We start from the raw sequence: 26,204 nt of genomic DNA on the forward strand, positions 1-26,204 counted from the left end.
CCTTCCGTCGCCGGGTCAGTCGCCCACTCGCTCTCCGGTGTCGACGTGGAACAGGTGCACCGTACCTTCGCGCTTGCGCAGGTGCACGGTGTCGGCGAGGCGTGCGGGGGTGCGGACGAGGGCCCGCGCGACCACCTGATTGCCGGTGCCGGGCACCCGCGTGTACAGGTACGACTCGCTGCCGAGTTCCTCGACGAGTTCGACGACGGCTTCGACGCCCTCGTCGGCGATCTCGAAGTCCTCCGGCCGGATCCCGGCGGTGACCTCCTCGATGCCTGCGGAGTGCAGTCGCGCGATGCGGTCGCGTTCGACGGGGATGACGGTGCTGCCCACGACGACTCCGTCGTCGACGACCTTCGCGCGGAGCAGGTTCATCGACGGTGAGCCGATGAAACCGGCGACGAACGCGTTGGCGGGACGGTCGTAGAGTTCGGTGGGGCTGGAGAACTGCTGCAGCACTCCGTTCTTCAGGACGGCGACGCGATCGCCCATCGTCATCGCCTCGACCTGGTCGTGGGTGACGTAGACGGTGGTGGTGCCGAGACGGCGTTGCAGCGCCGCGATCTCGGTGCGAGTCTGCACGCGCAGCTTCGCATCGAGGTTCGACAACGGCTCGTCCATGCAGAACACCTGTGGCTCGCGCACGATCGCGCGTCCCATCGCGACGCGCTGGCGCTGACCACCGGACAGCTTGGCGGGCTTGCGGTCGAGGAACTGGGTCAGGTCCAGGATCTTCGCCGCTTCCTCGACCTTGCGGCGCCGCTCGTCAGCGCTCACACCGCGCATCTTCAGAGCGAAGCCCATGTTCTCGGCGACCGTCTTGTTCGGGTACAGCGCGTAGTTCTGGAAGACCATCGCGATGTCGCGGTCCTTCGACGGCACACCGGTCATGTCCTTGCCGCCGATGGAGATCGACCCCTCGTCGATGTCCTCGAGCCCGGCGAGCATGCGCAGCGCGGTGCTCTTGCCGGATCCGGACGGTCCGACGAGGACCACGAACTCACCGTCCTCGATGTCGAGGTTCAGCGAATCGACCGCAAAGGTGTCGGAGTTCTCGTAGATGCACGAGGCGTTGCGGTAGGTGATGTCGGCCATGATGGAAGTCCTTGCTGGTAAAAGGAATCGGGTCTACTTGATGGCGCCGAACGACAGGCCGCGCACGAGCTTGTTCTGGGCGAGCCAGCCCGCGAGCACGACGGGCAGCGCCGCCATCGTCGCGGCGGCGGACAGCCGGGCCCAGTACAGGCCCTCACCGGTGATGAAGCCGACGAGGAAGACGGGAATTGTCTGCGCCTGAACAGCGGTCAGGTTGACGGCGAAGAAGAACTCGTTCCACGAGAAGATCACGCAGATCAGGGCGGTCGCAGCGATGCCGGGGGAGACGAGCGGCAGGATCAGCTCGCGCACCGCCGTCCACAGGCTCGCGCCGTCCATGCTCGCCGCCTCGAGCAGCTCGCCGGGGACCTCGAGGAAGAACGACCGCATCATCCACACCGCGATGGGCAGGTTCATCGCCGTGTACAGGATGATCAGGGCCCAGATGTTGTCGAGCAGGCCGACGTTCGCGACGATCACGTACAGCGGGATGATCGCCGCGACGATGGGCAGCATCTTCGTGCTGATGAAGAAGAACAGCACGTCCTTGGTCTTCTTCACCGGCCGCAGCGACAGCGCGAAGGCCGCCGGCACGCCGAGCAGCAGGACCAGCACCGTCGAGACGATCGTGGCGAAGGCCGAGTTGAGCAGGGCCGTGCCCACTCCGGTCTCGAACACCGCCCGGAACTGGTCGAGGGTGGGAGTGAAGAAGAACTTCGGTGGGTCGGAGTAGGCGTCGGCCTCCTGCTTGAAGGCGGTGAGCACCATCCAGAAGACCGGGAAGAAGAATCCGATGGCGGCGATCCACGCGACCACACCCCAGGGATTGAACTTGCGGTTCTTGCGCTTCCGGGCCGTGCGCATGACACGGCCGGTGGGTGCCGTGGTGTCCGAAGCCTGCGGCTGCGTGGCCGTGGTGCTCATGCCGCTTCCTCCTTGCCGGTGAACGATGTGAAGATCAGGCGCAGCGCGAAGGTGGCGATGACGATCGTGCCGATGACGACCACGACACCCATTGCCGCGGCCTGGCCGATGTCGAAGCCGAGGAACGCGCGCTGGTAGATGTAGAACGGCAGGTTGGAGCTGGCCGTGCCGGGTCCGCCCTGGGTCATCATGTAGATCGCGTCGAACGTGTTCACCAGGTAGATCGCGCCGAGAACGGTGCCGAGTTCGATGAACCGGCGCAGATGCGGCAGCGTCAGTTCGCGGAACAGTGCGAAGGCTCCGGCGCCGTCGACGCGGCCGGCCTCGAGGATGTCGCGGGGCATCGACTGCAGGCCGGCGAGGATGAGCAGCATCATGAACGGCGTCCACTGCCACACCAGCGCGACCATCACGGCCGGGAGCGGGAACCGGCTGATCCAGTCCACCTCTCCCAATTCGAAGGGGGAGAGAACGAAGTTGACGATGCCGAAAACGGGATCGAACATCGACGTCTTCCAGATCAGTGCACTGGCGACCGGGGTGACGAGGAACGGCGTGATGAGCAGGGTCCGTGCGATACCGCGGCCGAGGAACGCCCGGTCGAGCAGGAGCGCAAGAAGCAGCCCGAGTATCACGGAGATCAGGACCGTGCCGACGATGAGGATCACCGTGTTCAGGGTGACCTGCCAGAACTGGCTGTCCTGGAAGACGTCGACGTAGTTCTGGAGTCCGACGAACCGGCGGGAGCCGGGGCTGACGAGGTTCCAGGACTGGGTCGAGTAGTACAGCGTGAACAGGAACGGGATCTGTGTGACAACGATCGTGAAGATCAGGGCCGGGAGCAGGGGGCCGCGCCGGCGCCATCCCTCGGCGCGGGAGATCTGCTCCTCCTTCGCTTCCCGTACGGCGCGGATGCGCTCGTCGGCGTCCGGTGCGGGACGCTGCGCTGCAGGTGCGGTCATGACGTCTTCTCCCGGTAGGTCGCGCCGACGGCCTCGGCGTACTTCTGTGCCTGGTCGAGGGCGTCCTCGACGCTCTGCCGTCCGGCGATGGCGGCGCTGATCTGCTGGCTGACCCGGGTGCCGAGATCCTGGAACTCGGGGATGGCCACGAACTGGATGCCCGTGTACGGGACGGGGTCGACCGTGGGGTTCTGCTGGTCGGCTCCCTCGATGGATTCGAGGGTGATCGGGCCGTAGGCCGCGGCAGCCTCGGCGTATTCGGGGATCTCGTAGGTCGACAGTCGGCTGCCCGGCGGCACCCGCTCCCAGCCGAGTTGCTCGCCGACGGTGCGCAGGTACTGCTGGTCGGTCATCCACGAGATGAACTTCCAGGCGTCCTCGGTGTGTTCGCTGCTCGCGGGGATGCCGAGCGACCAGGTGTAGAGCCAGCCCGAGGGGCCCTTCTCCTGGACGGGCGCGGCCGCGTAGCCGATCTTCCCGACGACGTTGCTCGACGCGGGATCCTCGAGGGTCGAGACGGCGGAGGTGGAGTCGTACCACATGGCGACCCGGCCCTGCGCGAGTTGCGTGGCGCACTCGCTGAATCCGCTCGTCGCGGCACCGGGCTGACCGTACTCGCGGACGAGGTCGACATAGAACTGCACCGCTTCGCGTACCTCGGGACTGTTCAGCTGTGCGTTCCAGTTCTCGTCGAACCACCGTCCGCCGAAGGTGTTGATGACGGTGTCGAGCGGTGCGAGCAGCTCACCCCAGCCGGGCTTGCCGCGCAGGCAGATGCCGTTGATGTCGGGGCTGTCGAGTTGCGCTGCGGCCTCGGCGACCTCGGTCCAGGTCGGCGGGTCGGACAGCGTGATGCCGGCCTGTTCGAACAGGTCCTTGCGATACATGAGGAACGACGATTCGCCGTAGAAGGGCACCGAGTACAGATCGCCCTCGTACGAGAGTGCTTCGCGCAGCGAGGGAATGATGTCGTCGGCGTCGTAGCCGTCGGTCTGCTCGATGTACGGTGACAGATTCGTGAGCCAGCCGTACTCCGCCCACTGGGGAGTCTCGTAGTTGCTGATCATCACGACGTCGAACTCGCCACCGCCCATCGCCGTGGACGCGGTGATCTTGGCGCGGGCCTGGTTCTCGGAGAGGGTGACGAACTTCAGGTCGATCTCCGGGTTCTCGGCCTCGAACTGCGACGCGAGTTGCTGTGCGTCCTGCATCTGGGAGTTCGACACCATCGCGATGGTGACGGTGCGGCCGGACGTACCGATTGATCCTGCACCGGCACAACCGGTCAGTGCGACGCTCAGGGCCACGGCTCCTGCCGCGGCCGCGCGGATGGATCTTCTTGCTGTAGGCACGATGGTCTACCTCATTTCGGTGGTGCCTCGTCCTTCGGGGTGCCGTTCTCGAGGGCGTTGGTCGGGATGGTCGAGCAGGTACTGGGCGCACGCGATGTCGCAGACGAGCATGTTCGCGAGACCGCCTCGGAGAGCGCCGAGTACAGCGCGGTGCTTGGACTGTCCGCCGGTGACGAGAATCGTGGCGGGGCAGTCGCGGACGTCGTCGAGAGGTACCGACATGGTGCGGCTTTCGAGTTCGCCGTGCACGGCGGTGCCGTCGGCACGGAAGAACCGGCCGCCGATCTCACCGACCGCACCGAGGCCGTCGAGTTCGTGGAGCATCGTGGTGTCGAGGAAGCTGCCCTCGAACAGGGTGGTCGAGGTCGACACGGCGCCCACACCGAAGATCATCGCCTCCGCGCGGCGCCCGACCTCGAGCGTGCGGGAGATCAACGAGTCGGCGCGCATCGACGCGACCGTGGACGGATCGGCGTACAGCGGTGTGGGAAGCCGGAGCGGTTGCGCCCGAAGCTGTTCGGCGCAGCGGCCGAGGACGAACTCGGTGCCGGTCTGGTAGGTGCTCGTGGAGAGGGAGCCGTCGAGTTGGACGATCGTGGCGCAACTGGCGACACCCGACGGGATGGCCTGTGCCACGGCGACGGTCTCCGGACCCCACGTGAATCCGAGGGTGTCGGAGGGGCGGAGACGGCGGGTGAGCAGGCCGGCGGCGGCGCGCCCGAGGGCGGTGAAGCTTGCGGAGTCCTCGATCGGACCCGCGTCGTCGACCCGGCGCCCGACCACCACGGCCTCGACGAGCCCGTAGCGCTCCTCGAGTGCCCGTTCGGTCTCGGCGTGCAGGTCGTCGCGCCAGGCGGGTGGCACGGTGACCTCGATGCGCACCAGGCCCTGGGCGCGAGCGCGCGCGACGAGCCGGCCGGCGGTGGGACGGGAGACGCCGAGACGCTGCGCCACCTCGGCCTGCGTGAGTCCGTCGAGGTAGTAGAGCGTCGCGGCCCGCACGGCGAGACGGAGATCATCGGTGGATACCGGGCTCTCCGTGTCGGGGATGTTGGTGGGGCCGGGGGCGGTCACGAGCTCTCCTTGGTGTGAGCAGTATTCGGACGCTTCGTGAGCATCTGCTCAGGGGTGCGTGCATCTGCTCAGTACGTTAGCATCACAGTGTGACCCACACAACAGTTCGCCCGCCGCTCCCGGACACGATGCGTGCCGCCGTACTTCTCGAACCGGGCCGCATCGAGATGCAGGAAAGGCCACTACCTGCACCGGAGCCCGGCGACGTCCTCGTCCGGGTGACCACCGTAGGGGTGTGCGGTTCGGACGCGCACTACTACCGCGAAGGACGTATCGGCGAGTTCGTCGTGACCGATCCGATCGTGCTCGGCCACGAGGCGTCCGGGGTCGTGGTCGCGGTCGGGGACGGTGTTCCGCAGAGCCGGATCGGCGAGCGGGTCTCGATCGAACCGCAACGCCCCGACCCGCTCACCGAGGAGACGCGCCGCGGCGACTACAACCTGTGCCCGCACATGCGCTTCTACGCCACACCGCCCGTCGACGGCGCGCTGTGCGAGTACGTCACCATCGGGGCGGCCTTCGCGCATCCCGTTCCGGACATGGTGTCCGACGATGCCGCCGCCCTGTGCGAGCCGCTGTCGGTCGGTATCGCGGCCGTCCGGAAGGCCCGTGTCACCGCCGGCTCACGAGTCCTCGTCACCGGTGCCGGGCCCGTCGGCATCGTCGTCGCACAGGTCGCGCGCGCCTTCGGTGCGGTCGAGGTCGTCGTCACCGACCTCGACGAGCGACGACGCGAGACCGCACTGTCGTTCGGGGCGAGCGCTGCGCTCGATCCCCGCGTCGACGACCCGTCGGCCCTGCGTGTGGACGCCTACGTCGACGCGTCCGGCGCCCCCTCCGCCGTCGATTCGGGCATCCGCGCGGTCCGTCCCGGCGGCACTGTCGTCCTCGTCGGATCCGGCGCCGAGACGATGACCCTGCCGGTGCAGTGGGTCCAGAACCGCGAACTGATCCTGACCGGCGTGTTCCGCTACGCGAACACGTGGCCGACCGCGCTCGCGCTCCTCGGGGCGGGACGGGTCGATCTCGACTCGATGGTCACCGCCCGGTTCCCCCTCGACAAGACCGCCGACGCACTCGAATCCGATCGGACACCCGGAAACATCAAGGCCGTCGTGGACGTGACCGATCCGGCGGGAAAGGACTGAAGATCCATGCACGTGAACGAGCAGACGCTTCCCGAGTTGGGTGTGCCCGTCCCGACCTACCGTCGGGACGACGTCTCCGTCGGCATCGTGCACTTCGGTGTGGGCGGATTCCACCGCGCGCACCAGGCGATGTACGTAGACCGGCTCCTCGAACAGGGGAAGGCAAAGGAATGGGGTATCTGCGGCGTCGGGGTGCTCCCCGGTGATCGCCGTATGCAGGAGGCGCTCGCCGTCCAGGACCACCTGTACACGCTGGTGCTCACCCACCCCGACGGCACCTGGGAGCCGCGGGTGATCGGCTCCATCGTCGACTATCGTTACGCCCCAGACGATCCCGAGGCGGTCATCGAGCTCCTCGCGGCCCCGACCACCCGGATCATCTCGCTGACCGTCACCGAGGGCGGTTACAACATCCGTCACGACACCGGTGAGTTCGACGTCGACGATCCGGCCGTGCAACACGATCTGCGGTCCGGCGAACCCCCGGCCACCGTCTTCGGTCTCGTCACCGAGGCTCTCGCCCGGCGCCGGGAGCGGGGGCTGCGCGCTCCGACGGTGATGTCGTGCGACAACATCGAGGGCAACGGAACCGTCGCGCGTCGCGTCTTCACCGAATACGCGCGCCTTCTGAATCCTGATCTCGCAGAATGGATCACCGAGCACGTCCGTTTCCCCAACTCGATGGTCGACCGGATCACCCCGGTGACCACCGACGAGGTGGTCTCGGCGCTCTCCGAACGCTTCGACGTGCAGGACCGCTGGCCGGTCGCCGCCGAACCCTTCACCTCCTGGGTGCTCGAGGAGGACTTCGCCGACGGGCGACCGCCCTTCGAGGATGCGGGAGTCCAGATCGTCGACGACGTCGCTCCCTACGAGCTGATGAAGTTGCGTCTGCTCAACGCCGGTCACCAGGGACTCTGCTATTTCGCGTATCTCATGGGATACCGCCTCGTCCACGAGGCCGCGCAGGATCCGCTCCTCGCCGGATTCGTCCGTGCGTACATGGACACCGAAGCGACACCGACCCTGAAACCGGTGCCGGGCATCGATCTCGACGAGTACAAGACCACCCTGATCGAGAGGTTCGCGAACCCCGAGATCCGGGACACGATCGCACGCCTGTGCGCCGAGTCGTCCGATCGCATTCCGAAGTGGCTGGTGCCCGTGATCCGGGAGAACCTTGCCGCCAATGGGCACGTGCGGTTGTCCGCGGCGATCGTCGCTTCGTGGGCGCGCTATGCCGAAGGTATCGACGAACAGGGACAACCGATCGAGGTGGTCGACCGGCTCGCCGACACGCTCGTCCCGATCGCGCGAGGACAACTCACGCATCCCACCGCCTTCATCGAGAACGCCGAGGTCTTCGGTGATCTCGCGCAGAACCACCGTTTCGTCGACGCCTACACCTGGGCGCTCAACGCCCTGCACAGCGACGGCGCACGCGCCACCCTGAAGGAAATTCCGGGGGAGCCGGAATGAACGGCCACGCCCTCGTCGTCGGAGAAGCCCTCGTCGACATCGTCCACCGCGGCGGCGCCGAACCCGTCGAGCACGTGGGCGGGAGTCCGCTCAACGTCGCGCTCGGTCTGGGCCGGCTCGGCCGGCCCGTGCAGTTCACGACACGCGTCGGCACCGACGCCCGCGGACGGCGGATCGTCGATCACCTCGCGGCCTCCGGGGTGTCGCTGACGCCGGGGAGCGCAGCAGCCGAGCGCACGGCGACCGCGCAGGCAGAGATCGACGAGAAGGGTTCCGCGACGTACGAATTCGACATCGTCTGGGATCCTGTCGAGCCGCCGCCGTCGGTGGACGCCGTGCTCGTGCACACCGGGTCCATCGCGACGGTGCTCGAACCCGGCTGCGATCTCGTCGCCGAACTCGTTGCGCAGCAGGCGGGAACATCCACGGTGAGCTTCGATCCGAACGTCCGACCGGCGCTGATCGACGACCCGGCGCGCGGACGGGAACGGATCGAACGTCTGGTCTCGCTCGCCGACGTGGTCAAGGCCAGCGACGAGGACCTGACGTGGTTCGCGCCCGATCGTGATCCCCTCGACACCGCGCGGGATTGGCTCTCGCGAGGGCCGGCGATCGTTGCGGTGACCCGTGGAGAACAAGGTGCGGTGGCGCTGTGCGCGGCCGGGACTGTCGAGGTACCCGCCGTGCGGGTCGAGGTGGTCGACACGGTCGGCGCCGGCGACGCCTTCACCACCGGTCTGCTCGACGGATTGTGGACCTGCGGTCTCCTCGGGGCCGACCGTCGGGAACGGCTGCGTGGCATTGGGATCGACGATGTGCGCGATGTGTTCGACATCGCCGCGTGGACGTCCGGTCTGACGGTGGCCCGCGCCGGTGCCGACCTGCCCACGCTGGCCGACCGCACCGCGGCCCGGGAGGCGGCGCGATGACGCTCGTCGCCGGGATCGATTCGTCCACCCAGTCCTGCAAGGTCGTCGTGTGCGACGCCGACACCGGGGCCGTCGTGCGCGAGGGTCGCGCTCCCCATCCGTCCGGCACCGCGGTCGACCCGCTGGAGTGGCGTGCTGCCTTCGAGCGGGCGTGTTCGGAAGCGGGCGGACTCGACGACGTCTCGGCGATCTCGGTGGGAGCGCAGCAGCACGGCATGGTGTGCCTCGACGAGCGCGGCGACGTGGTCCGCGACGCGTTGTTGTGGAACGACACGAGATCCGCAGCGGCAGCGACCGATCTCGTCGACGAGGCCGGTGGCGCGGGCGCGTGGGCCGAGGCCGTGGGGGTGGTCCCGCTCGCCGCGATCACCGTCGCGAAGGCACGCTGGCTCGCCGACCACGAACCCGGCAATGCCGACCGCACGGCGGCGTTGTGCCTGCCGCACGACTGGCTGACGTGGACGATGCGCACCGACCGCGACCTCGACCGGCTCGCCACCGATCGCAGTGACGCGAGCGGCACCGGCTACTTCGACGCATCCACCGACACCTACCGACACGATCTGCTCGAACAGGCCCTGCGCCGGCCGAGCCCATTCCTCCCTCGGGTCGCCGGGCCGGCCGAGAGTGTCGGGGAGACGGTCGCCGGTGCCCTGCTCGGTCCGGGAGCCGGCGACAATGCGGCGAGTGCGCTGGCCCTCGACGTCCGTGAGGGCGACGTGGTCGTCTCGATCGGCACGTCGGGCGTGGTGTGCGCCGTGTCCACGACACCGGCACGCGATGCGGACGGTTACGTCGCGGGATTCGCCGACGCGACCGGCCGGCATCTGCCACTGGTGTGCACGCTCAACGGGGCCCGGGTACTGGACGCCACCGCGACGATGCTCGGGGTCGACCACACCGAGCTCACGCGGCTCGCATTCTCGGCGCCGGCGGGCAGCGACGGACTCGTGCTGGTCCCGTATCTGGAAGGGGAGCGTACCCCGAACCGTCCCGGCGCGACGGGCGCCCTGCACGGGCTGCGGCTCGGAACGGCGACGCCCGCGCATGTCGCCCGCGCGGCGTTCGAGGGCCTGCTGTGTTCGCTGGCCGACGGCATCGACCACATCCGGGCGCAGGGCACCGAGGTCCGGCGGGTGCTGCTCGTCGGCGGTGGGGCGCGCTCGCAGGCGGTGTGCGAGATGGCGCCGGCGGTGCTGGGCATGCCTGTCGACGTTCCCGAACCGGGGGAGTATGTGGCGCGGGGCGCCGCCAGGCAGGCGGCGTGGGTGCTGCGCGGAGGCGACGAGCCTCCCACCTGGGAACCCGAACCGAGCCGCCACTACGAAGCCGACCCGGCCCCGCACGTGCGGGAGCGTTACGCGGAGGTGCGGGATCTGACCGACCGCTGAGACGCAGTGCTCAGGGGAGGTCCTCGATGCGCAGGCCCAGGTGGGAGGCGAACTGCCCTGCCAGGGCTACGGCCTGGTGGGCGTCGATCGTCGCGCCCTTCATCCCGCCCATGTTGCGGATCGTGTCGATCCGCAGGCGCGCAGATCCACCTGGTCGAGGGTTGCGCGGTCGACGTCGAGGACGCCGACGGAACAGTCCTCGAAGGCGACGCGGGTGAACGTGCCGCTTCCCAGATCCAGTTCGTCGAGGATGCAGCCGCGGAAGAGCACGTCGCGTCCCGTGGCGGCCCGCAGATTGACCAGGCCGAGTTTCGAATCCGCGATCGTGACGCTGCGCAGATCCGCGTCGAGGAGGTCCAGCGCACCGAGCCGGTTGTCCCGGATGTGCACGCGGTGCAGGCCGCTGCGCGGCGCGAACAGATTCGGTGCCTGCATGCGCTCGACCAGAGTATCTCGCAGGCGTGCGCTCGTGAGGTCGCTGTCGGCGACGATCGGTGCGACGAGCGAACATTCGGACAGGATGATCCCGGCCAGATCACGACCCGTCAGGTCGGTGTCGGTGTAGCGGCTGTTCTCGAAGATTCCGTGCGCGAGCAACTCGTCGCCGTCCGCGTCGGTGAGGACGCCGAGGTCCGGGGCGTCGATCCTCGGCGGGCGGGTGGTGGAACGAGCAGCCATGGTTCTCGGGGCCTCCGGATCGGTGGGGTGTCTGCGGTCCAGCTTCCCAACCCGTCGGGTTCGCGGGAACGTGGGGGACAGGCCCGTTCCCGATTGCGATGTGCTACTCGGGCTATGCGGGTCGACGCTGGTGGGCCGCTCGCGCTCGGTGCCGGCGCACTGCAGCGCGGTTCGCGCAGCGCACGGAGCAGTACTGCTGGCGGCCGTTGCGGGTGATGTCGACGACCACGGCCGAGCACGGGTTGGTCGGGATGTCCGCTGCGGCGCACCGGTGGAGGCGGTGCATTCCACGAGTGGTGAGGTGCAGTGCCGTGCCGACGCTGATCACCGCGCGCAGTACGTCGGGGAGCGGTTGGACCTCGTCGCGGTAGTGCAGGTGCCACCCCTCGCCGTCGTGATCGGTCAGCCGGGGATAAGCCGCTGCGGCGGCCATCTGCTCGTTGAGCAGGCGCGCACGTTCCCTGGGGTCGGACGCGTCGACGACGGCGAGCCAGTCGTCTATGACCTCACGGGTGCGTGGATGGTCGTCGGGCGCGGTCGGGAAGTCCATGGTCATGCCCACCTCGCGGGTACGGGCCATGATGCCGGCCCGATCGTCGGGCCAGTCGCCGGCCAGTGAGGCCGCGAGGAGGACCGCATACTCGCCGTAAGGGTTGAGATGCATAAGGGCATTACATCATGGTGGTGGGCATGGCCGCCATCGAAGCTCGGAACCCACAGGAATGCCCGACCTCGACCCGTCCTCACGAACACGCATGGAGTGTGGAGTCGAGCCACGCCACGTCGATCGGACAGGTGCTGTACGTGCGCTGTGTCGGGTGCGGGACTCGGCGTGTCGATCTCGGCGCGGCCCCGTTCGTTCCACCGTCCACGCTGAGTGCCGAAGTGTCCCAGCATGATTGAAACATCGTTCGAGAACCGGGTATGCGCCGGTGCTCGTCAGAAGTCGCCCTCGGCGACCTGGAAGCACACCAGTCCCATCCGTCGCCACATGCGCACCACCTGATCGCGATCGTCGAGCACCGCGATGATGCGATAGCGGTGCCGGATGTGACGGTCGAACAGCTCGGCCTTGACGATCGAATCCTTCCGGTTGTCGCCGGCCGGACGCATGTACAGCTCGTCGTAGGGGATGTCGTGCCGGGCGAGCCACTCCTCGGTTTCCGGTCGGCACACGCCGTCGCGTCCCGAGAGCAGCACGATCACAGCCCTGTCGGGTGCGGCGGCGAACGCGCGCACCGCGGCCTCGACCGCCGGGGAGACGGTGTCCTCGCCCACCCTGTGCCAGTGGAAGGGACTCCGGTCGCTCATGTGCGCGAGCGTTCCGTCGATGTCGACGAGCCAGGCCGCCGGCAGCGTCGGATCCTCGACGTATCGCGCCGGCGGTGGGGGCGCGGTGCTCGGCGGCCGGTGCCGTTGCCGCCCCGGTTTCCTGCGATCGCGCGTCTTCTTCGTCACGGACGATGCATACCCACTCCGACGACTACGTGTGCATGCGCCCGGCCCGCGAGAGGGACGAAGATCGTGCCGCCGGACCGGCGGGTCCCGGAGACGACCGGCGAGGCGGCATCGCGGATCCGTCGGCTCGGCGCCACGGCCACGCGACCGAATGCGAAATGTTCTGTCGGACAACACGTGCCATGATTCCTGGGCGCATCAATGCCGATGGGGGATCCAGCAGTCCGGACACCCGGGCGAACGCTGTGCCCACCTTCGTGTCGTATGCGGCTGCCGCGTGCACCATCGGTACGTATGCATTGCCGATCCTCGTCTTCGGATCCCGCCGGCCCTCGACACCGGGGAACGCGAGATCGCCACCGGTGGACATCGCCCAGGCATCGTCGACGACACGTGCGAGCTTCCGCTGAACGGCAGCGGACGGCCCGTGGTCGTTGAGGAGGCGGCCCATTGCGGTGGCTTCGAGGGCGGCGACCGTCATCCCCTGGGCATAGATCGGATCGAAACTGCAGAACGCGTCGCCGAGGACGAGGAATCCGTCGGGAAATCGGTCGAGAAGGTCGTAGCGATGCCACGTGCTCGCCCGGAAGCGATACCGGACGACATCCTCGACCCATTCGGCATCCGCGATCGCGTCGTACACGTCCGGGTACCTCAGGGACCGTGCGAATTCGAGATAGTCCCTCCGGGTCGCCGGCACGGTTTCGCCGCGGACCCCGATCAGGGCCACCATGCACCGATCTGATTCGAGGGTGAGCAGGGCGGCACCGCGTGGATGTTCGGGCGTGGGCGCCATGACGATGCCCCGGTCGCTGCCGAGTGCAACCGAAGACGCACGGAACACCGCGGTGGCGTAGCCGACATCGAGTTCGACGGTGTCGACCCGGGGCTGCGGGCAGCCCTGTCTCCCGAGCCATTCGGAGGCGCGGGATCCGCGTCCGGTCGCATCGACGACGAGGTCGGCATCGAGCACCTGCTCGGCGCTTCCGTCGGCATGGCGGATGATCCGCGCACCGACCACCCGGCTGCGGTCCGCGGTCGCGACGAGACCCGCGGCATCACACCGTTCGACGATCTCGACGTTCGCCAACGCGGCCACACGGTCACGAATCCGGCGCTCCAGCAGCGAACGGCCGGCTGCCAGTACTCGAAGACCGCTCGGCCCCTGACGAATCCGGTGACCACTGAGAATCCACCGTACGTCGCCCAGGTGGTCGAGGGTGGGAACGCCTGCAGCGGTCAGCTCCTGTGACAACCCGGGGAACATCTCCTCGAGGAGTTGCTGTCCCCGTGAGATCAGCACGTGGATGTGCCGTCCCTGGGGCACCCCACGGCGTGGTTCGTCCGTGGACGGCAGCCGGTCACGATCGATCACCGTCACCTCGGCGAACCTGTCCGACAGGACACGGGCCGCCGACAATCCGCTCATGCTCGCGCCGAGAACCACGGCGCGCTCTCCGATCGACATGATCACACCTCCTCCTCGGAATCGATCGTCGCTGCGGAAGGTGCTCGGTCGACAGGCCGGAACCTGCTCACATGTGCTCACGGCCGGACGGTGCCTCGCCGTACACCTCCAGATCCCACAGCCATCCGACGACGCGGGTGACGCCGCGGGTCAGATGTCGGCGGTACGTACTGAACGGCAGCCCGAGTCTGGCTGCCGCTGCTTCCTGTGTTGCTGCGCCGCGCACGTACGTGCGGTCCACCGCGCGGAAGAGCTTGTCGTCCCGAGGGTCGCTCGCCAAGGAATCGATCGCCTCACGAAGGAGCGCGCGCAGCACCACCGGATCGGGATCGTCGGGAGAGGACCGTTTGTGGAGGACCCTCGTGTGCAACAGGGGATTACGAGAGAGGAGATCGGGCCGACGGAGGTCGTGCAGCGCATTTCGGACCGCCTCCGCGAATTCTCTCTCCGACAGCGCGAGAGGCAGGGACATCGTGGGCTCGGGACCGCTGTGCCCCTGAGCCAGAGCACGATCGGTTACGACGGTGAGCCACTCGTCGACATCCCGACGGCGGAAGTCGTGAGCGAACAGTCCGTAGTGACGATCGCCGACCGTGAAATCCGCTCCTTCGGCACGGGGGAGATCTGCGACCGCGAAGTACTCGTTCCACCGGTCGGGCTCCGCCAGCGCCAGGAAGTCCCACGACAGATGCGGCAGGGTGAAATAGCGCTGGAAGGTGAGCACCGGAACCGAGTTCATTGTCGGAGAAGGATTCTGGTAGTCAGCGCGGTCGATGACGATGCGTGTGATCGCGACACACTCGCCGGGACGGGAAGGCGCTGTCCGCCGGGCGAAATCCCACGCGGCTCGCGTCGCCGGGTCGGCACGGACATCCTCGGGTGACGCTCGCGAGAGTTCCAACAGACCGAGCACACCACGTATCGATCCGTCGGTGTCGCGCAACACGAAGAAACCCTCGGGTTGTCGCTCGAGCCATCGTCGCGCGTGCACCGCGGATTCGTCTCCCTCCGACGTCCGCACGAGATCGACGATCGCGGAGTGATCGGCCTGCTCCGCACGTTCGGGTTGCGCGCTTCCCCACGACTGCCAATCCACCGGCGACAGCACACCGGGGAGATTGCGGAACACGAATTTCAGGTCCACGATGGCCTGCTGCTGTTCGCATTCTCCTGCAGAATCGAGACCGCGGCGAATGCCCTTCCACACGCGGTGGAAGGTGTACCGGTAGGCATCGGGATCGCGCCAGCGCAGATCGGCGTCGAGGACATCGCGTGCCAGATCGTGGGGAAACAATCCGTCCGGCCCTGCTTCGACGAACGACAGCTCACGGAGCCATTCGAACTCGGCGTGTGCATCGGTGAGCTCGAGGGCGTCACGCAGCAGGGCCTCGGTGGTCACCCGGGCGAGCGCACACACTTCCAGGGCGCGGCGATGTGCGATCCCCGGCTCGGTATCGAGAAACGTCGAAGCAACATCCCGACGAGATCCGGAGGCCACGGCACACGTACATCGCCTCCTCGGACGAAGACATCCGTGAGCAGACCGAGCCCGAGCGGATGTCCGTGCGTTGCCCCGATGATCTCGTCGTGCAGTTCCTCGGGAACCCGCGCAGGGGTGAGGTAGGCAGCGCTCGTAGCGGGGTCGAAATTCCTGAGAGACACGATCCGGAGCAGATCACCCCAACCCGGATCGGTGCGCCATCCCGCGGAGGGCGGTGACCTATCGGCGATCACCGTCAGCGTCGTCGCAGGAAGGCCGGGAAGAAAATCGGTTCGGATCCAGTCGTCGAGCACGCGTAGCCGCTCGTACGAGTCCAGGAGGAGCACCCTCGGCCGGTCGCCGATGTGGCGATCCACCGACGCGAGGACCGAGCCGGGCGACGCATCCGTGTTGCGCCCGTCGATCACAGTCACCGCGCGATGGCTCCGTTCCGCAAGATCGGAGATCGCGCCGAGCAAGCAGGTCTTGCCGATGCCTCCCGGACCGTACAGGTACAGCACGGCGATCGAGGGTTCGGGGGAGTCCAGTGCGGAGCGAACGATCTCGAGTTCGGCATCGCGACCGACGAACACGCGTCGCGCCCGGGCCAACGCCTCGACGTGCCGCTCCAGTCCGCTGTCACCCTGATCAGCGCGCGTGAGATCGAGTACCACTGAGCTGGAGAAGCGAACCGCGATCATCGGCCGCATGCCCAACCCTGTCCTGGCCATCGATGTCGGAGCGTGCACTCTCTCCGCGGCCGTCCGTGACACCAGCGGCCGTGTGACCCCGCTCGCGATCGGTGGCACCACCACCCCGCCGGCACGGCTGGTCGTGCAGGCCGGGCAACCTCGGCCAGCCCGCGATGGTGACCCGGTGACGCTGGCGCAGCTCGGACCGCTGGTCGACCGCCTCGACGTGCCGTCTCTCGTCATCGACGGAGTGTCTTGGTCGATCGAGTCCCTGACCGGGTTGCTGCTGCGCCCGGTGCTGGAGACGGCCATCGCCCAGCTCGGGACGACCCCGAAGATCGTGCTCGTCGTGCCCTCGACGTGGACCCCTGAACTGCGGCGCCGTTTCCAACGGATCGTGCATGCTGCACTGACCCGCACCGTCACCCTCATCCCCTCCGACAAGGCCCTCGCCTACGCCCTCCCCGCGCTGCCGGTCGGGGCCGGGATCGTTGCCGTGGACTGCGGAGCCACCGACCTGTCAGCGATCGCCGTCGTCGGTGGTGAGCGCGGCCCACGGATCATCGGACGTGCCCAATCAGACAGCGGCGGAGACATCTTCGACCGATTCCTCCTCGCCAACGCACTCACCGACGCCGGCTTCCCGGACCAGGCCCTAGATGCCCGATGGGGCTTCGCCGGCGTCCCCCGGGTACGCGCTGCCCGAGAAGCGCTCGCGGACAGCGACGCCGTCACCGTCCATCTGCCCCGGCCCGTCGGACGGATCACGCTGTCCGAACAGGACGTTGACGCGACCGGCGCACAGTACTTCGCCCACCGATTCAGCGAGCTGCTGACGCGGCTCGACGAGAACGCCACCGAACCGATCAGTCACCGACTGATGCTGAGCGGTGGACTGGCCTACGACCCGGCCGTACCCGCCGCTGCGCGGGTTCACGGCCTCGTGAAGGTCATGGCTCATCCCCAGCACGTGCTGTGCCGCGGTGCCCTCACCTTCGCCGCTGCAGCGATCGACAGCACCGACGATCCGGGACCCCGCCCTATCACCGACACCGACGCGGACGACGAACCCGCGCCCGGCGGAATCTCCAAACGCACCCTCGCACTCTTCGGTGGTGTCGGCGCGAGCGTGGTGGTCATCGCCGTCGCAGGCGGGCTGGCGCTGTCGGCAGCGATGACCGGCGCACCGGACTTTCGCGAGCAGGAGCTGCCGAACGTCGCCGCATCGGTCCTTCCGGCCAACCAGTCGATCCCCGGCGTGAGCCTTCGGTCGTGGACGGACGGTGCTGATGCCACCGACGCGACCACCCGAAGCCTGTCCGCCGCCGATGCGCGATCGTTGGCGTGCGGTGGCACCCGGCCGGCGGCCGGCGCCGAGGCGGACGGGATGCGGTGGCAGTCCTCGCGGATCTTCGTCTCCGACGACACCACCGCCGATGCCGGAGCCGGCGCGAAGGCAACGTCCTGGGACAACTTCGACCCCTCCGCCACCACGAACGTGATCGTCACCGCAGCGATTGTCGGTCGCGACGACCGCGAATCGGTGTGGCAGGACATCAGCGCGAGCAACCAGCGCTGCCCGTCCACCAAGGATGACCTGGTGCGGACCATCGTTGTCATTCCCCAGACCGGACCCGACCCCGGGCCGCCGAGCTACGCCCAGGAGATACCGGTGGCCTCGACGTCCCGAACCCCGACCACCCCACCGACGAGCACCACGCGGGCACCGCAGGGGGGAGTGACCATGAGTACCCAACGGCAGGCTTGGCGCGGTCTCACCCCGGCGAGCGTGTCAGGGACCGGCACCGACATGCACGTCACCTGCGTCCTCGACATCGATGGCGTGGTCCTCAAACGCTCCTGCGCGACCGCCGAGGACTCCGGCACCGCAGACCATCTCGCGCAGCAGGCAGCAGTCGCATTCAATCCGGCCCCGGAGATCACGCGATGACCCCGCCCGACCACACCAAGGCGATGACCGCGGCCACCCGAGTCGATGTGCAGGTCGTCCAGCTCGCGCCGCCGGTGCTCGTCCGCCGCGCGATCGCGCACTACAACGCTCGCCTCGCGCCCGGCAAGCGTCCGGCCGAGACAACCTCGAGCGAAGCGTTCCTCAAACGGCTGTGCGTGAATTGGCTGCGGCACATCGGATCGAACTACGACGCGCACCGCAACGGCGTCCGCAGCAGTGGCGGGCAACAGCTGTCCGACATCGCCGGCACCGTCATCAAGAAGCGGGTGCTCGTGGAGATTGCGCGGGCCTACCCTTGGCTGGTCGAGGAAGCCAGACGCCAGTATCTCGACCTCGACCGGCCGAGCCGACGCTGACCCCCGGGTGGGAGGACGTCGCCCGTTGGCCCCGCCCTCCCGCCTAAGGGGCGTGTTCTACTCGTGCACGAGGGCGCGCACCGCCGCGTGCTGCAGCTCGTCATGGATCGCGTACCAACGGTCCTCCACGGCAGGCCACGCCTGGTTGATCGCGTTGGCGATCTGTTCATCGGTCGCCGCGCGCAGCCGGGCACGCTCGATGTCGCTGAGGTGAGGATCCTCGGTGGCTTCGCTGCGCACGACATCGGGCGGGAACACCGACAGTGCGAGCGACCGCGCCGGGGGTGGACACAGCAGCCCGGTCAACCTGCGGACCAACTCGTTGAAGTAGGCGACGGTGCCGTCGATCAGATCGAAGACAGTGAACTCCTCGCGCAGCGGCAATTGCCATACCGAGTCGATCCCGACATCGCAGATGCCGAAGCTATCGAGGAAGACCTGCATCGTCAGGCCGTTTCCTGTAGGGAACCCCTCGCCGTCGCAGGTGAACTCGCCGTAGACGCTCACACGCGCCTCGGTGCTGGACTTCCATGCCGCGTACTCGGTGAGCGACTCGAGCAGCGACCGCAGATATTCCAGGCATGTGCGCTCGTCTTCGGCGTCGTGGAAGTCGAGGTTCGCGAACTGCTCGGCGAACGAGGAGTCGGGGTCATCGAGCAGCGCGTTGAGCACGCAACGCTCGTAGCTGATCGTCAACGGGGTCACGGGAAACCTCCCAGGTCGATGTGCGGTGACACCAGCGATCGTTCGGAGACTGTGGTGGCGGTGTTGCAGTGCGGTGTCGGCGAGCGCAGTGCTGTCCGTCGTCATGCCCGACCGGTGCCGGCGTCTCGTGTGGCGACCACGGTTTGCAACACCGGTTTCCTCTATCGAGACGATCGAGAAGTCCGATCTGCCAGCGCACGAAAGGATTTCGAGAGATTAGCTGCTACGAATCGGAGGCTGGGACGATCGCCCTGCCAGCGGCCGCGGTGCCCGGTCTACGCAAGGCACTCAACGCCTCCGCGATCACCTACAGGGCACTCGTCGTGGCTGAAATCGACGCTGTGTGGAACGACGGCAAGACCCTGCCCCTGGCCAAGCGGGTTGCCGCGATCCCCTACGGAGTGTCGATTCCGGTGTCGTACGACGACGTGCACACGCATCGCCGTGCCGATGCCCGGATGCGCGCACAGTCCATCGTCAAATCCAACGGCGGACGCAAGCCGACTAGGGCGGTCATCGCCGCCGCGTTTCCCATCCCCAACGCTCGGACCCGCGAATGGGGGGAGAGCGAGTTCGGCCTGACACTCGAAGGACGCACCCTCCACTGGGAAGTCCCCCAGAACAACCACGCCCGAGACCACGCCGCCGTCACCGGCTTGTATCAGGCTGCACTGACATATCTCAACGACGTCACCTGGACCCGCGGTACCGGCGGCGTGATCGTCGGCAACGACGAATACAACCGAGACACCACCTACGAAGGCGGTGGCGGAAACTACGTGACACACCGGTTCGGACCGGCGGGCCAGTAGCCGATCCGGGAGGCAGCGACCGACGCGGTGAAGCGGTGAACCCGCCAGCTACCGTCGCCGCCACCATGACCGCCCTGCGTCCTGCCTCCCCACACGCTGTCGCCGCCACAGCCATCGCCGCGGCCGCCCTCACCGGAGCCACAGTCGGATGGATCCTCATGCGCGTGGCCTACCGCCTCGACCGCCTCGCCGCACCAGATGGTGCCGGGGATCCAGCCTGGTCCCTCACGTGGACCGACGCCAGCTTCCCGTTCACCATGGTGGCGCTCGTCGTCGGTGCCTTCACCGTGCTGTTCGCGGCTCTCGCCGCCGCAGTAGTGCTTGCCCACCAAGCGAGCACTCGAGACATCACCCGCCAGCGCCGCATCCTCGCCACCGGCACAACACTCCCCCTGCTCAGGTGTCCGGCCGTCCCGGACGCTGTCCAACCTCCGAATCGAGGAGCTCACCCACGATGACCATGCACGCGCTTCCCACCTGGGACGCCCGACTCGCCGCCGCCAGCGCGGTCACCGACCACGCCGAAGCGGTCGCGTGGCTGCGGAACCGCCTTGCAGCCGCGCTCCGCTCCCATGTCGAGGTGGACCTGGCCGCGGCCTGGAATCCGGATCTGCAGTCCACCGGTGTGCGCTTGGCGGCCTGGCTCGCTCACGCCTACGGCTACGTCGCCGCCGTGCCCACCGGCGACCTCGCTGCCGGCGCGGAGATGCCGATGGTCGGCCAGTGGCTGACCGATCGCGCCGATCGACTGGCCGAGATGCCGCTGCTCATCGCCTCACCGGCCGCAGGTGCGGTCGCAATCGCTGCCGCACAGGCGCTGACCAGTGACGACGCCGCGGCGCTCGGTGTGCAGGCCGTGAAGCCGCCGTACACGCAGGGCCACCTGACCTTCTCCGCTCCGTTCACGGTCACCGCCGACGGTGACGACGCCGCGACCGAGACCATCCACGCGCTGAGTTGGTGGCCCGACGGGGGAGGATTCCGCGTCGCCGACTGGATCTCGACGTACGACACCCTCACCACTGATGAGGCAGGTCGCGCGGACGCCGCCGCCCGCGCGTACGGGGGTGCGGCCCTGCCCGCCCTGATGCTCGACGCCGAGCGTCTGCACCCGCAGGTGTGGGCGGCCTCCGAGACGGGCGATCCACACGAGACCGAGGGTCAGTTCAGCTTCGACGTTCCGGTGTACGACCGGCGGGGTGATCTGTTCAGTCGGGTGGCGCTCGTGGTGCGACACCTAATCGCCGCGGGGATCCTCCACACGTCCATCGAGCGGGTCCGGCCTCCCGGTTCGACCGGGCACGTCACCCGCACCCCGGTTGTCGTGCTGCGCACCGACGATGATGACCGGCACACAAACCGGCTGGCCGTGTACGGAGCGCCAGTGATGATGCGCCGATACCGTCCAGGACTCGACCTGCACTGGGGGGACGTGGTTGTCGGTTGAAGCTCTAGCTGTCCTCGGGTACCCGACGGTGAGCTCGTGGGACGATCGAGTCGAGATCCGAGCATTCTAGGTCACCGATCAGGGCTGTCCTGTCTTTCGGTAGGGCTGTTGCGATCCGGCATAGGTGCTTCGGAGCGCTGATGCCGCGACTGCGAGTACGGCTGGTAGCCCCGAACTTGGCGTCACCACGACGGCCCCCTTGTGTCGGCCGGTGCTCTTCTCAGGGAGAGCGGGGCGATGCAACTTGCAGAATCCACCTCACTGCGACAACAACTACCGGTAGTTCCGGTAGTTGTTGTCGCCGGACTGGATGATGGTGGAGGCCAGCTTCGCCAGCACTGTTCGTGCGTCATCGGGCGGGTCGGGGTTATCCTGCGCAAAGTACGAGTACCAGGCGGCCCAGACTCCGTCCTGTACGTCTGACCTCTTTTCATAAGAAGGGCCGAAGGCGTCTTGCCCCCAGGCAACGATGTAATCGCCGACGTGTACGTACTGTCTCGTGCGTAGTTCAGCTTCGATATTCGCTGTCCCGGTCGGACCGGCAAGGTGGGTACGGTTGTCGTAGTGCCAAAGGTCGCCATTGGGCAGCAGGAGCTGAAACCAACGTGCCCCTCTGCCTGCGGAGTATTTCAGGATCCAACCTGCGGGAGTGACTTTGTCGCGCCCGTACCACGGTCCCTTTTCTAGGAAGACGGGACGTGGCGCGAGTCGAGAGCTTAGGAACTCGGCGAGTTCACGCAGCAGTGCGGAAATCGCAGCGGCACCTTCTGCGGCGGCAACGTCAGCACGCGCCCGCATCTCCCGTTGTTCAGTTTCGGTGGCCTTGCGATGTGCCAGTTCTCGCCCAACAAGATCATCGAAGCTGTTCATTGGGCAAGTATTACAGGAATCTCTGTCCCTCAACAGATGTGCGGTAAGCGCGACCACCTATTCGCGCTGTCGGTCACAGCCGTCTAGCGATGTTTTCATGCAGAGATGCTGTCTACCGGCATGGTGTTTATCCAGAAGCGGGCAAGGACTGTGCGCTGACACGAGAACATTCCTTCGACCGCGAGGCCATCTGTCTTCTGCCCTCATATTGAGGTTTTCTCAGTAAGTTGATCTTGACTGGGCAGCAGAACACCCGAAACACGAAGAGACGCAGAGCCCCTGGTAGGACTGGATTTGCGAAGACCAAGTCCAAGAACCAGAGGCTCCACGTGATCACCTATTCTGCCACGCTCGACGTCCCACGCCCGCTCGCCCAACACCTCGCCGCATTGCTCCAGGTCAACCGCCTCGAACGCGGCAGCCGACGCGGACGACGCGCCCTGACCCCGTTCCACCACGCCGTCCTCGTCCTGCGCTGGTTCCGACAGGACACCCCACTGGCAACGCTGGCCCGCGACGCGGGCATCTCCATCGCCACCGGGTACCGCTATCTCCACGAAGGCATCGACGTCCTTGCTGCACAAGCCCCGGAACTGGCTGACGTACTCCGCCACCGACTCGCCACCGGCCGCACCCACGTGATCCTCGACGGCACCCTGATCCCCACCGACCGGGTCCGAGAAACCACCACCGGCAAACACGGCACGCCGATTCACCTGTGGTACTCGGGAAAACACCGCAGATTCGGCGCGAACATCCAGTTCCTCGCGTCCGAGGACGGCTTCCCACTGTGGGTGTCGTCGTCGCTGCCGGGCAGTACCCACGACCTGACCGCAGCCCGTGTACACGGGATCACCGGAGCGTTGTACGCCGCCGCGTCCCAGGGGTTGCCGACCCTCGCCGACCAGGGCTATCAAGGCGTGGGCATCGGAATTCACACGCCCACCAAGATGCCGACCGACGGCAACACTCTCGATGCCGACACAGCCTGCCGCAACGCGCTGCTGACCCGCTTGGGATGCCTCGGAGAGCGTGCCGCCGCGTTGCTCACTACGCGATGGAAGGCTCTCGACAGGATCACGCTGTGCCCCAATCGGATCGGTGACATTGTCAAAGCAGCGCTCGTTCTCACCCAGGTTGAGCATTCAGGACGCTACTGAGAAAACCTCTATGTCTACGGCCTGCTCCACGACCCCGCCTACCGGGAAACCTACGCGGCAGATTTGAAGAAGATGCTCCCGCATATCCCCACCCCGGAGACCCGGGATCGGTTCGAGCAGCTCACGAGCGCCGGCCGGGGGTTGGCCGAACTGCACGTGAACTACGAGTCGGTGGAACCGTACCCGCTGGACATCCAGCTCAAGAAGGGCGTATCCGCCGAGGACCGTGAGACGTGGCGGGTGTCGAAGATGAAGTGGGGCAAGAAGAAGGACCCCGAATCGGGCAAGAACATCGATGACCGTAGCGTCATTGTCTACAACCCACTGGTCACTATCACCGGCATCCCTGAGGACGCTGAGCGCTACATGCTCGGTTCCCGATCTGCGTTGGCATGGATCATCGACCGATACCAGGTCAAGACCGACAAAGCCTCAGGGATCGTCAACGACCCGAACGATTGGTGCGACGAGCACGACGATCCGCGGTACGTCGTCGAGCTGATCCAGAAGGTGACCACAGTGGCAGTGGAGACCATGAAGATCGTCGAGACGCTGTGACGGAGGATAACGCCCCACAGATTGTTGCTGAACTGCGCAAATGGGCATCATTGTGGGCGGACTTACTGCACGTCGACATGACGCTCCTGGGACTAAGGGAAACACCCAACACGCCCTCCACAGTCTTTGTCCGTCGATCACTGTGGGAGGCCGCGGTGATCGCGTACGGGCGGATGACCATGAGCAATAGGGGAAGGAAGGTCGACTTCGACGACCTTCTCAGCGTGGCAGGCGATCGAGAGACCCACGATCGGATCCTGGGCTGGCGGCACGGTCATGTAGCGCATCGTCGACGAGGAGAGTTCGAGAAGGTCGATCTGGTCGAGCAATTCGACGACGCCGGTGCGCTTGTGAAGATCGAGGTCGTCGTAGCGCCCGCGATCGGTCCAGTCGGTGGCGATCTGGTTCAACGCTTCGCAGCTCACATACACGAGCTGCGGACCACGCTGTGGGAGCGCTATCTGGTAGCACTCGCGCAGACCTATGCAGGTAGTGGTCCGACGTTCCAAGGCCAGCCCGGCGCGCAGCCGGCACTGCTGTCCGACGCCGATCCGGCTCGGTTTTCGATCAACCTCACCCTCTGGCAACGCTAGCTCGCGTTCGAACACCTATCCAGACCTCATCATTGGGGTTCGCACGTAGTCGAAAGAGACATGACGGCACCATCGGACATGCTGCGTATATTGGCGCAGTTCATATATGAGGAGCACGATCGTTCTTCCGAACGAGCGTTGCCGGACCTGCCGGAGCTCTGCCGTCGGCTGGCACCGTTCAACATCGACCGCCGTACGGCAGAACCGGCTTACCTTGCGGGATGCTTCAAACAGAATCTTCGTGCTGCCCAGCAGCTGGGATTCGAGTCCTCGGTAGACTCGTCCTTGTATGCCTTGGGCAGGGTTGCTGTCCAGCGATACACCCTGGGGAAAGTTCCGGATCACCATGTCGACCTCGACACCGTCCTCTACGAGCCGGACCTCGCGAGCCTTCATGCATCGACGATGATTGCCGGCCTTTTACAGCGGGTTCTTCCAGGTCGGTTGGGATTCTCTTCTGTGGCGGAGGCCCGTAGCTCCACCGACCACTGGGAGAAGTACCTCGAGGCGGGGCTTGCGGTCACGCGAGGATTCCAGACGGCGACAGTCTTAGCGCTGCTCAGCGGAACCTCCGACAACCGGCGTAGCCTGTTTGAAATACTTCGGCATCCACACGTCACCCATCTCTATCCCGACTTGGCGCAGGAATCTCATCTCCTCGCGGCCGGACTCTTTTCCGCACACGGCCAGAACCCGGAGGGATTCCGGGAGCGGATGCGTCGGGACCTCGAAGAGTTGCACTTTGGTCGGTATGCCTTCCTGGAGAAATTCTGCTGGCTCGATGAACAGCGCGGGATCGGGCTCGAAGAGGAAGATGTCGAGGATAACGCAGACACGGTTGGTGAGATAGCAACAGCGCGACTGACGTTCACGATTCTTCCGGATGACACGGGGATCTCGGGTTTCATCGCTGAGCGGGTGCGGTTTCATGCGGTGCGTCCTTCGGGTGCGAGGTTCGATGCGGATCCCCGTCGAACCGAGGTGCTTACACGGCTGGCCGGGTGGGCGGGGCGGCAGCGCTGCATGCTGTACCGCGGTGACAGCATCGCCGACGTTCGCTCGTTCGGCGGCGAGAACATCACCGACGACTACCTCGTGCTGGTGATCGACCAGGATTCGGGTGGCCAGGACGCTGTGGCGATCAGTCCCGCCCGCGGACGGCATGCAACGTTCGTGGTGCGGCACGAGGTGTCTCCGCTGCCGTGGCACGAGGTTTTTGCGCTGCCGAAGCGGAGTTCGGTAGATCTTGGTGCCAAACGTCTGCGGTTCCAGAGTCGATGGCCGATGGACGAGTACGAGGCTATGTTCCAGAAAGTGACGACGGCGTTGGCCTGCCCGCCGACCCGGTTTGGTGAGAAGTTCGATTATTCGGAAGAGCTCGGGCGGTACCTGCTGTAACACTGCGCATACCTTGCGGACAGTCATGTGAGTGGGAGAAGCCGCAGACGTCCTCAGAGTCGTCGAGCCGGTCGAGAGTGGCGTGCCTCCGGCGCCGACCCGAACGTCAGCGGCGACCTCGACGGCCGTGCCGAAGCTCTCTACGACCCTTTTCCGCACCGCAGCTCCCCACACGTGGGGGTAACCAAGATCAGCAAGGTGCT

At 66.7% G+C, this 26,204-nt stretch carries 25 protein-coding genes and 1 pseudogene; 13 read left to right on the forward strand and 13 right to left on the reverse strand.

The genetic code is table 11. The annotated features are described in order from the left end of the window. Positions 1-15: 15 nt before the first annotated feature. The 5 genes from ugpC to RBB84_RS01925 are packed head-to-tail and all read right to left on the reverse strand — an operon-like array spanning position 16 to position 5,407. On the reverse strand, positions 16-1,095 hold the full coding sequence (gene ugpC, locus RBB84_RS01905; RefSeq protein ID WP_016693896.1) for a sn-glycerol-3-phosphate ABC transporter ATP-binding protein UgpC: 1,080 nt from the start codon (positions 1,093-1,095) through the stop codon (positions 16-18). Between the two features lie 33 nt (positions 1,096-1,128). Beyond that, positions 1,129-2,019: a carbohydrate ABC transporter permease gene (locus RBB84_RS01910; RefSeq protein ID WP_006550641.1), complete on the reverse strand. Its 891-nt coding sequence runs from the start codon at positions 2,017-2,019 to the stop codon at positions 1,129-1,131. Next, positions 2,016-2,981, reverse strand: coding sequence for a sugar ABC transporter permease (locus RBB84_RS01915; protein WP_064255790.1), 966 nt, complete (start codon positions 2,979-2,981; stop codon positions 2,016-2,018). The genes RBB84_RS01910 and RBB84_RS01915 overlap by 4 nt, the downstream gene beginning before the upstream one ends. After that, on the reverse strand, positions 2,978-4,288 hold the full coding sequence (locus tag RBB84_RS01920) for a sugar ABC transporter substrate-binding protein (protein WP_197481805.1): 1,311 nt from the start codon (positions 4,286-4,288) through the stop codon (positions 2,978-2,980). The genes RBB84_RS01915 and RBB84_RS01920 overlap by 4 nt, the downstream gene beginning before the upstream one ends. Before the next feature lie 51 nt (positions 4,289-4,339). Next, positions 4,340-5,407, reverse strand: coding sequence for a sugar-binding domain-containing protein (locus RBB84_RS01925; RefSeq protein ID WP_024103314.1), 1,068 nt, complete (start codon positions 5,405-5,407; stop codon positions 4,340-4,342). 128 nt (positions 5,408-5,535) lie between these two features. On the opposite strand from RBB84_RS01925, the gene RBB84_RS01930 reads away from it, so the two are divergent. The 4 genes from RBB84_RS01930 to RBB84_RS01945 are packed head-to-tail and all read left to right on the forward strand — an operon-like array spanning position 5,536 to position 10,354. Beyond that, entirely contained in the window at positions 5,536-6,555 is a 1,020-nt protein-coding gene (locus tag RBB84_RS01930; RefSeq protein WP_064255791.1) for an NAD(P)-dependent alcohol dehydrogenase, read from the forward strand. Between the two features lie 6 nt (positions 6,556-6,561). Continuing rightward, positions 6,562-8,034, forward strand: a complete 1,473-nt coding sequence (locus tag RBB84_RS01935; protein ID WP_064255792.1) for a mannitol dehydrogenase family protein — start codon at positions 6,562-6,564, stop codon at positions 8,032-8,034. Next, positions 8,031-8,963, forward strand: coding sequence for a carbohydrate kinase (locus RBB84_RS01940; protein WP_006550635.1), 933 nt, complete (start codon positions 8,031-8,033; stop codon positions 8,961-8,963). The genes RBB84_RS01935 and RBB84_RS01940 overlap by 4 nt, the downstream gene beginning before the upstream one ends. Next, the gene (locus RBB84_RS01945) at positions 8,960-10,354 is read left to right on the forward strand and encodes an FGGY-family carbohydrate kinase (RefSeq protein WP_024103316.1); all 1,395 of its coding nucleotides are present in this window, start codon (positions 8,960-8,962) and stop codon (positions 10,352-10,354) included. The genes RBB84_RS01940 and RBB84_RS01945 overlap by 4 nt, the downstream gene beginning before the upstream one ends. Positions 10,355-10,453: 99 nt before the next feature. Here RBB84_RS01945 and RBB84_RS01950 read toward each other — a convergent pair whose 3' ends face one another. The 6 genes from RBB84_RS01950 to RBB84_RS01975 all read right to left on the reverse strand — a co-directional run bounded on the left by RBB84_RS01950 (position 10,454) and on the right by RBB84_RS01975 (position 16,148). Next, entirely contained in the window at positions 10,454-11,032 is a 579-nt protein-coding gene (locus tag RBB84_RS01950) for a pentapeptide repeat-containing protein (protein ID WP_231911960.1), read from the reverse strand. A gap of 112 nt (positions 11,033-11,144) precedes the next feature. Continuing rightward, on the reverse strand, positions 11,145-11,696 hold the full coding sequence (locus RBB84_RS01955) for a CGNR zinc finger domain-containing protein (RefSeq protein WP_064255793.1): 552 nt from the start codon (positions 11,694-11,696) through the stop codon (positions 11,145-11,147). A gap of 275 nt (positions 11,697-11,971) precedes the next feature. Continuing rightward, positions 11,972-12,490, reverse strand: a complete 519-nt coding sequence (locus RBB84_RS01960) for a 5'-hydroxy kinase (protein WP_024103319.1) — start codon at positions 12,488-12,490, stop codon at positions 11,972-11,974. Positions 12,491-12,515: 25 nt separating this feature from the next. After that, positions 12,516-13,958, reverse strand: coding sequence for an FAD-dependent monooxygenase (locus tag RBB84_RS01965; RefSeq protein WP_231911961.1), 1,443 nt, complete (start codon positions 13,956-13,958; stop codon positions 12,516-12,518). Between the two features lie 67 nt (positions 13,959-14,025). Next, positions 14,026-15,357, reverse strand: a complete 1,332-nt coding sequence (locus RBB84_RS01970) for an ATP-binding protein (protein ID WP_331712444.1) — start codon at positions 15,355-15,357, stop codon at positions 14,026-14,028. Then, positions 15,354-16,148, reverse strand: coding sequence for an ATP-binding protein (locus tag RBB84_RS01975; protein ID WP_331712445.1), 795 nt, complete (start codon positions 16,146-16,148; stop codon positions 15,354-15,356). The genes RBB84_RS01970 and RBB84_RS01975 overlap by 4 nt, the downstream gene beginning before the upstream one ends. Between RBB84_RS01975 and RBB84_RS01980 the strand changes: the two genes are divergently transcribed. Beyond that, a complete protein-coding gene (locus RBB84_RS01980) occupies positions 16,147-18,081 on the forward strand; it encodes a hypothetical protein (RefSeq protein WP_024103322.1) in 1,935 nt (644 codons plus the stop codon). The genes RBB84_RS01975 and RBB84_RS01980 overlap by 2 nt on opposite strands. Next, entirely contained in the window at positions 18,078-18,458 is a 381-nt protein-coding gene (locus tag RBB84_RS01985) for a hypothetical protein (protein ID WP_024103323.1), read from the forward strand. The genes RBB84_RS01980 and RBB84_RS01985 overlap by 4 nt, the downstream gene beginning before the upstream one ends. Before the next feature lie 57 nt (positions 18,459-18,515). Here the strand turns inward: RBB84_RS01985 and RBB84_RS01990 are convergent, their stop codons facing one another. Then, on the reverse strand, positions 18,516-19,163 hold the full coding sequence (locus tag RBB84_RS01990; protein WP_024103324.1) for a hypothetical protein: 648 nt from the start codon (positions 19,161-19,163) through the stop codon (positions 18,516-18,518). Positions 19,164-19,486: 323 nt separating this feature from the next. Here RBB84_RS01990 and RBB84_RS01995 point away from each other — a divergent pair, with 323 nt between their 5' ends. The 3 genes from RBB84_RS01995 to RBB84_RS02005 are packed head-to-tail and all read left to right on the forward strand — an operon-like array spanning position 19,487 to position 21,422. Then, on the forward strand, positions 19,487-19,975 hold the full coding sequence (locus RBB84_RS01995; protein ID WP_144376973.1) for a hypothetical protein: 489 nt from the start codon (positions 19,487-19,489) through the stop codon (positions 19,973-19,975). A 35-nt stretch (positions 19,976-20,010) separates the two neighbouring features. Then, entirely contained in the window at positions 20,011-20,433 is a 423-nt protein-coding gene (locus tag RBB84_RS02000) for a hypothetical protein (RefSeq protein WP_024103326.1), read from the forward strand. Next, positions 20,430-21,422 (forward strand): hypothetical protein, encoded by a 993-nt coding sequence (locus RBB84_RS02005; protein ID WP_064255794.1) that lies wholly within the window; start codon positions 20,430-20,432, stop codon positions 21,420-21,422. Before RBB84_RS02000 ends, RBB84_RS02005 begins: the two co-directional genes overlap by 4 nt. Before the next feature lie 273 nt (positions 21,423-21,695). Here RBB84_RS02005 and RBB84_RS02010 read toward each other — a convergent pair whose 3' ends face one another. Next, entirely contained in the window at positions 21,696-22,292 is a 597-nt protein-coding gene (locus RBB84_RS02010; protein ID WP_144376974.1) for a hypothetical protein, read from the reverse strand. A gap of 329 nt (positions 22,293-22,621) precedes the next feature. Here RBB84_RS02010 and RBB84_RS02015 point away from each other — a divergent pair, with 329 nt between their 5' ends. The 4 genes and pseudogenes from RBB84_RS02015 (at position 22,622) to RBB84_RS02030 (ending at position 26,001) form a co-directional block, all read left to right on the forward strand. Then, positions 22,622-23,452: a transposase family protein gene (locus tag RBB84_RS02015; RefSeq protein ID WP_024103329.1), complete on the forward strand. Its 831-nt coding sequence runs from the start codon at positions 22,622-22,624 to the stop codon at positions 23,450-23,452. Between the two features lie 9 nt (positions 23,453-23,461). After that, positions 23,462-24,010: pseudogene (locus RBB84_RS02020) on the forward strand (type ISP restriction/modification enzyme); the annotation flags it as partial. After that, complete coding sequence (locus RBB84_RS02025; RefSeq protein ID WP_197481802.1) at positions 24,007-24,603, forward strand: hypothetical protein; 597 nt, start codon at positions 24,007-24,009, stop codon at positions 24,601-24,603. The pseudogene RBB84_RS02020 and the gene RBB84_RS02025, both read left to right, overlap by 4 nt. A 60-nt stretch (positions 24,604-24,663) precedes the next feature. After that, the gene (locus RBB84_RS02030) at positions 24,664-26,001 is read left to right on the forward strand and encodes a hypothetical protein (protein WP_144376975.1); all 1,338 of its coding nucleotides are present in this window, start codon (positions 24,664-24,666) and stop codon (positions 25,999-26,001) included. Positions 26,002-26,204: the final 203 nt, after the last annotated feature.

It is taken from the genome of Rhodococcus sp. D-6, assembly GCF_040256695.1.
Lineage (GTDB): Bacteria > Actinomycetota > Actinomycetes > Mycobacteriales > Mycobacteriaceae > Rhodococcus > Rhodococcus pyridinivorans.